Below are 6,368 nucleotides of genomic sequence, written 5' to 3' on the forward strand. Positions count from 1 at the left end.
GCTGGGCTGGACGCGCCGGGGCTCGCCTTCGGCCTTGGGGAAGTGGGGCGGGTAGGGCGCCTCGCCCTGGCCCTCGCGCTTTTGCTTCTCCGCAAGCTCGAGCAGCGGGTCGAGCGAGTAGTGCCTTTCGTCGATCGCCTCGCTGGGGTCTCCTACCTCTTTGAAGCGCCGTGGCACAGTCTCGATGGTGTAGTCCTCCATGCGGCAGTCCGGGACCTCTGGCCACTCGAGCGGACAGGAGACGCGCGCGTCCGGCGTGGGGCGCACGGAGTACGCGGAAGCCACTGTCCGGTCGCGGGCGTTCTGGTTGTAATCGATGAAGACGCCGTGGCGTTCTTCTTTCCACCACTTCGTCGTCGCGATCTCCGGCAGGCGGCGCTCGACCTCGCGGGCCAGGGCAAGGGCCGCCCGGCGAACCTCCGTGAACTCCCACTTCGGCTCGATGCGGACGTTGACGTGGATGCCACGCGACCCGGAGGTCTTCGGGAAGCCGCGGTAGCCGAAGTCCGCAAGCACCTCGTTGACCCCCAGGGCCACCTCTCGCACCAGGGCCCACGTGGCCTCGGGCGTCGGGTCGAGGTCGATGCGCAGTTCGTCCGGGTGGTCGACGTCGTCGACGCGCACCGGCCAGGGGTTGAGGTCGATGCAGCCCGTGTTTATGACCCATGCCAGGTCGGAGGCCTCCTCGCAGACCACGAGGTCGGCGCTGCGGCCGCTGGGGAAGGTGATCAGGGCCGTGTACATCCAGTCGGGCAGGTTGGCGGGCGCGCGCTTCTGGAAGAAGGGCTCCTTATCGGCGCCGTTGACAAAGCGCTTGAGGACCATGGGCCGGCGGTAGACGCCGCGGAGGGCGCCCTCGGCGACCGACAGGTAGTAGTTCACGAGGTCGAGCTTGGTATACCCGCGCTCGGGGAAGAAGACCTTGTCCGGGTTGGTGATCGAGACCTCGTGGCCGTTGAGCTCGAGGACCAGCGACTTCGCGGGCATGCGCCTACTTTACGACGAACGAACTGGGGGCCGCGCCTCCTCGCGCCCGGACGACCGTGTACCTCACACCTGACGCCGCGCTTTCGGCGAACGCAGGCGCGGGGTGATGCGGAGGCCGGGCGTGCCCTACGGGGGCGCCGCGGGCTTGCCATAGGGAGGCTGCCGCCGGCCTCGTAGACGCGCTCGACTGCGGCCATGATGTCCGCGAGGGAATCATAGCTGCGGTCCTCGATCTGGGCGAGGACGTGCGGCACCTCGCGGTCCACGCCGCCGTTGTCCATGGCGCGGCGGCAGATTGCGGGCTTGGACGCGGGGTAGTCGAGGCCCTGTAGGGCGTCTGCATACTCCTCGGGCGCGGCGTTGCGCAGGAGTCTCTCGCCTTCCAGGTCTCTGCGCCGCGCTGTGTCGTTTTGCCGCTGAGACATCGCGCCCTCCCTGACACCGTTAGCGGTGAGACGTCCGTCCGGGCGCCTCACCGCTGGTATAGCTCAACCTAGCGCCAGGCGGGCGACGGCGGAGTAAGCGGCCTCCGCAAGAAGGTAAAGGACGCGTTACGGGCGCCCGCGGACTCCTCCGCCGGCCAGCGCGCGGCCCCGGCCCGGAAGTGATGGCCGCGGCGGCGTATGCTCTTGGGCGTGACGCCGACCGAGGCCCTGCGGCGAATCGCCTTCCTCCTCGAACGCAAAGCGGAGCCCTCATACCGGGTGCAGGCGTTCCGCCGGGCCGCTGCGACCCTCGAGGCGCTGCCGGCAGACCTGGTGGAAGCGATGGCCCGTGATGGCCGGCTGCGCGAGCTGCCCGGCATCGGCGAGTCCACGGAACGGGTGGTGCTGGAGGCGCTTGCGGGCGAGGTGCCCGCGTATCTGCAGCGCCTCCTGGAGGCCGAGGAGCCGCGCAGGGAGGAGGCGGCGGTCCAGGCGATCCTCACGGCGCTGCGCGGCGACTGCCACGTCCACTCCGACTGGTCGGACGGCGCCTGCCCGATCCCGGAGATAGCGGCGACGGCGATCGAGCTAGGCCATGAGTACATCGTGCTGAGCGACCATTCGCCGCGTCTCAAGGTGGCGAACGGGCTCAGCCGAGAGAGGCTGTTGCAGCAGCTCGACGTCGTCGCCGACCTGAACAGGCGCCTGGCGCCCTTCCGTATCCTCACCGGCATCGAGGTCGACATCAACGAGGACGGGTCCCTGGACCAGGACGAAGACCTGCTGGCGCGCGTCGACGTGGTCGTGGCGAGCGTGCACAGCAAGCTGCGGGCGCCGAGCGCGGAGATGACGCCGCGCATGCTGCGGGCGATCGCGAACCCTCACACGGACATACTGGGGCACTGCACGGGCCGCCTCATCGTCGGCCGCGGACGGCCGGAGTCGGCGTTCGACGCGCCGGCGGTGTTCGAAGCCTGCGCCCTGCTCGACAAGGCGGTCGAGATCAACTCGCGGCCGGAACGGCTGGACCCGCCTGACAACCTCTTGCGGCTGGCGGCTGACCTGGGTTGCCGCTTCGCCATCGACAGCGACGCGCACGCGCCGGGACAGATGGCGTGGCTCCGCTACGGCGCGGAGAAGGCGGCTACCGCCGGGATCGGGGCCGAGCGGATCGTAAACACGATGCCGGCCGATGACCTTGTGGCCTGGGCGCGCTCCCACGCTCGCTAGGAAATCAGGCGCTCCAATAACCTCGGGTGCGGCGCAGGGCAAGCCCGCCCGGCAGTGAATCGGTGCCGGTTGCGCGCGACGAAGCGGTAGAGGGGCTCGCGGATCGGGACAGGCACGAACCTCAGGACGCCGAGCAAGCGCCACGGCAGGGGCAGGGCCGACAGCACCCGCAGCGCCGCCGTCGAACCGGTGTAGGCGCCCTCAGCGTCGACCAGCGCGACGGCATCGAGCGCTACCGGGTCGATGCCATGCTCTGCAAGCAGCTCTCGGGCGCGGATGGACGCAACGCCGCCGTACCGGAAGCGCCCGACCCGGTCACGCGCCGCGACGAAGTTCGCCGAGCGGCTGCAGAGGGCGCACGAGGCGTCGTAGATGATGACGGCGCGTCGCGGGGGTCGAGACGAGGTCATCGGCGGTGACACCGCCAGCGTAGCGGATCAGGGCAGCCGCCGGGCCCGCGACGCCGCGCGCGTCGGGAGCGGGTGGGGCGCGAGGCGCAGCGGGGGCGGGCGCAGCGGTGCTGCGCCCGTACGAGGTGTGAGGGAGGTGGCCGGCGCAGCAGTGCTGCGCCCCTACGATTGTCCGGGGGGTGGCGGCGTGGAGGGGGGACGGTCAGGGGATGACGCCGCGTTCCTTGAGGGCGGCGATTCGTTCCCAGTCGTAGCCGAGCTCGAGGAGGACTTCCTCGGTGTGCTGGCCGAGCTCTGGGACGGGGCCCTGGGATGACCAGGGCGTGCCGTAGAAGTCGACGGGCGTGGCGACCATTTCGACCTGGCCGCCATCACCGCCGGGGACGCGGACCACGACGCCGTTGGCGCGGACGGCCGGGTCATCGAGGGCTTCGGCGATGGTCTGGACAGGCGCCCACCAGACGTCTTCGCGGTCGAAGGCCGCGCCCCATTCGGCGAGAGGCTTCTTCGCGAACTCGCGGTCGAGCTCTCTCACGAGCGCCTCGGAGTTGATGGCGCGGGCCATGATGCTGCCGAAACGTTCGTCGTTCGCGAGGTCGTCCCGCCCGAGGGCGCGGACGAGGTCGGGCCAGTGGCGGTCGCCCTGGAGAAGGAGGAGCCAGAACCAGCGGCCGTCCGCGGCGCGGAAGCAGTTGATGATCGGGTTGGGCGCATGGTAGCGGTCGTACGGAGTGATGGGCATGCCGGCGCGGAGGACGGTGTTGTAGTCCCAGCCCATCATGTAGGCCCCGATGCGCGTGAGAGAGACGGCCACGCGCTGGCCTTCGCCGGACCGCTCGCGGTGGAAGAGGGCGGCGGAGACGGCGGCGGCGGCGCCGAGGCCGGTCATGTGGTCCCCCATTCCGCCGCGCTGTTGGGGCGGGGGCTCGTCGGGAGCCGAGGCCGGGACGAGGGACCGGGCGACGCCGGCGCGCGCCCAGAAGGCGCCGACGTCGTAGGCGGCGCGGTCGGCGTCTGGGGTGTCGGGGCCGTAGCCGGTCACCTGGCAGTAGACGATGCGCGGGTTGGCCTTGCGGACGTTGTCGTAGTCGAGCCCGAGGCGGGAGATCGACCCCGGGCGCACGTTCGTTATGAAGACGTCTGCTTCGGCCACGAGGCGGCGGGCGATCTCGGCCGCTTCTGGCCTGGAAAGGTCGAGGGCAACGCTGCGCTTGCCGCGGTTGTCGAGCTCGAAGGGCGGATTGACGCTGCCGGGCCCGAACGCCCTCCCCAGGCCGCGGAAGGGGTCGCCCTCCGGCGGCTCGATCTTTATTACGGAGGCGCCCCAGTCGGCAAGGATCGCCGCGGCGGAGGGGCCGGCGACCCAGAACCCCATCTCTACGACCTTCACGCCCTCCATCGGACCGGGCATGCGCTCCCTCCTCGGGTGCAGTTTCGGCGCTCGAATTATAGGGGCTTCCCCTGAGGCGTTCCCCCAATATTGGCCGGCGACGGACTGCCGACAATGCCAGAAGAAATAGTCGAGGTGGGCCGTTGCACCTGACATGGCGCTTCTGGACGTTCTGGGGAGCGCTGCTGGCCTCGCCGGTGGCGGCCTTCCTGCTGCTGCTTGCCAGGCCGCAGTGGGACAGCCGCTTCATGGACACCACGTTCCACTTCTGGGTCGTGTCCGGGACGGCGGTGGCGGCGACGGTCGCCTGCGCACTCTTCCTGGCCCGCGCCCGCAGCCTGCGCGAGACGAGGACGCTCTTCCTGGGCCTGGCCTTCATGTCGATCGCCGGGATCTTCGCGGTGCACGGGCTCACGACGCCTGGACACATCCACCACGCCCTGCACGCGGAGCTGCGGGTGAGCGCCTGGCTGAGCGTGCTCGCCGGGGCGTCCTTCGTCGCCTGTAGCGCCGTGACGCTCCCCCCGCACGCCGACGACTGGCTGAGGCGCAACGGCTCCTACGTCTTCGCCATCGTGGCCCTGGCGTTGGCGGGCTACATCATCATGGCATTCGTCTCGCCGGACTGGCTGGCCTTCGTCCCCGCGGACGACCGGCGCCTGCAGCTCGCCTTCACGGCTGTGAGCATGACCTTGCTGGCGTTTTCGGCCTATCGCTACTTCCAGTCGTTCCTCTTCGCCCGGCTGCCCTCGCAGTGGGCGATGGTCGTGGCCCTGGTGCTGCTCATCGAAGTGCAGATGTCGCTGACCTGGGGCCGGCTGTGGTACCTGAGCTGGTGGGAATACCACGTCCTCTACGGCCTGGCCTTCGTGGTGCTGTTCGCGGGATGGGCGATCGAGGCCTGGCGCGCGGGCTCGCTGAGCGTCTTCGCTGACGGCCTCACGATGCGGGACGCGCTCGGCCAGCTGAACCGCGGCTACTCGCAACCGCTCGCGGACCTGGTCGACGCGATCGAGCTCAAGGACCTCTACACGCTCGGGCACGTGCGGCGGGTCGCGGCTTACGCCCTCCTCACGGGGCAGGAACTGAAGCTTTCGCCGCTGGAACAGCGCAAGCTGGCGCTGGCGGCGCAGATGCACGACGTTGGGAAGATCGGGACGCCCGACCGGATACTGATGAAGCCGGGCAAGCTGACCCCGGAGGAGTTCGAGGTCATAAAGGAGCACGTCCAGCGCGGCTACGAGATCGCGCTCAAAGTGAAGGCGTTGAGGCCGGTGGCGGCGGCGATCCGGTATCACCACGAGAAGTTCGACGGCAGCGGCTATCCGGACGGCCTCAGCGGCGAGGCTATCCCGCTGCTGTCACGCATCGTCTCGGTTGTGGACGCGTACGACGCGATGACTTCCGGCCGGGTGTATCAGCCGGCCGTCGACCACGAGGCGGCGGTGGCGGAGCTCCGCCGCTGCAGCGGCACGCACTTCGACCCGGGCTGCGTGCAGGCTTTCCTGACGGCGATGAGCCGCCGCGCCGCAGGCGAGGAGCCGGGCGTGCCGCCCAGGCCCCGCCTGTCTCTGGACGCGAGCGCGGCCTGAGGCCGCGGGCCGGCGCGTTTCAGCACTTCAGCACTTCAGCATTTCAGCATTTCAGCATTTCAGCGTTTCAGCATTTCAGCGCTTCAGCAGTTCAGCGCTTAGCGGATGATGCGGGTCGCGCCGTCAGGGCGGCCTGGGCGGCATAAGTTCTGGGCGCGCGCGCAGTCTGTGACCGCCCCCGGAGCAACCTTAACACCGTATCTACACATGCAGGGGCATCGAGTATATGTTCCTGCAATGCCCGTTGCCTTCAACTGAGGCCCGGACTGCCTCAAACTTGACCGATGCCCGACACGACTGATCGGGGCGATGTTAGCTTGGCACGCGGCCGAAG

The 6,368-nt window shown here is 69.6% G+C and carries 5 protein-coding genes; 2 read left to right on the top strand and 3 right to left on the bottom strand.

The genetic code is table 11. The annotated features are described in order from the left end of the window. The coding region (gene ligD, locus VNN10_03500) for a non-homologous end-joining DNA ligase (GenBank protein ID HXH21071.1) at positions 1-987 on the bottom strand (987 nt) is incomplete at its 3' end. Between the two features lie 635 nt (positions 988-1,622). On the opposite strand from ligD, the gene VNN10_03505 reads away from it, so the two are divergent. Beyond that, positions 1,623-2,642, top strand: coding sequence for a PHP domain-containing protein (locus tag VNN10_03505; GenBank protein ID HXH21072.1), 1,020 nt, complete (start codon positions 1,623-1,625; stop codon positions 2,640-2,642). Here VNN10_03505 and VNN10_03510 read toward each other — a convergent pair. Together VNN10_03510 and VNN10_03515 are read right to left on the bottom strand one after the other, a co-directional pair. Beyond that, positions 2,639-3,052: a DCC1-like thiol-disulfide oxidoreductase family protein gene (locus tag VNN10_03510; protein HXH21073.1), complete on the bottom strand. Its 414-nt coding sequence runs from the start codon at positions 3,050-3,052 to the stop codon at positions 2,639-2,641. The genes VNN10_03505 and VNN10_03510 overlap by 4 nt on opposite strands. Before the next feature lie 202 nt (positions 3,053-3,254). Then, positions 3,255-4,463, bottom strand: coding sequence for a CoA transferase (locus tag VNN10_03515; GenBank protein HXH21074.1), 1,209 nt, complete (start codon positions 4,461-4,463; stop codon positions 3,255-3,257). 122 nt (positions 4,464-4,585) lie between these two features. Between VNN10_03515 and VNN10_03520 the strand changes: the two genes are divergently transcribed. After that, positions 4,586-6,034: an HD-GYP domain-containing protein gene (locus VNN10_03520; GenBank protein HXH21075.1), complete on the top strand. Its 1,449-nt coding sequence runs from the start codon at positions 4,586-4,588 to the stop codon at positions 6,032-6,034. The last annotated feature ends 334 nt before the right edge of the window (positions 6,035-6,368 follow it).

The sequence above is a fragment of the Dehalococcoidia bacterium genome, from assembly GCA_035574915.1.
In the GTDB taxonomy this organism is placed as follows: Bacteria; Chloroflexota; Dehalococcoidia; order DSTF01; family WHTK01; genus DATLYJ01.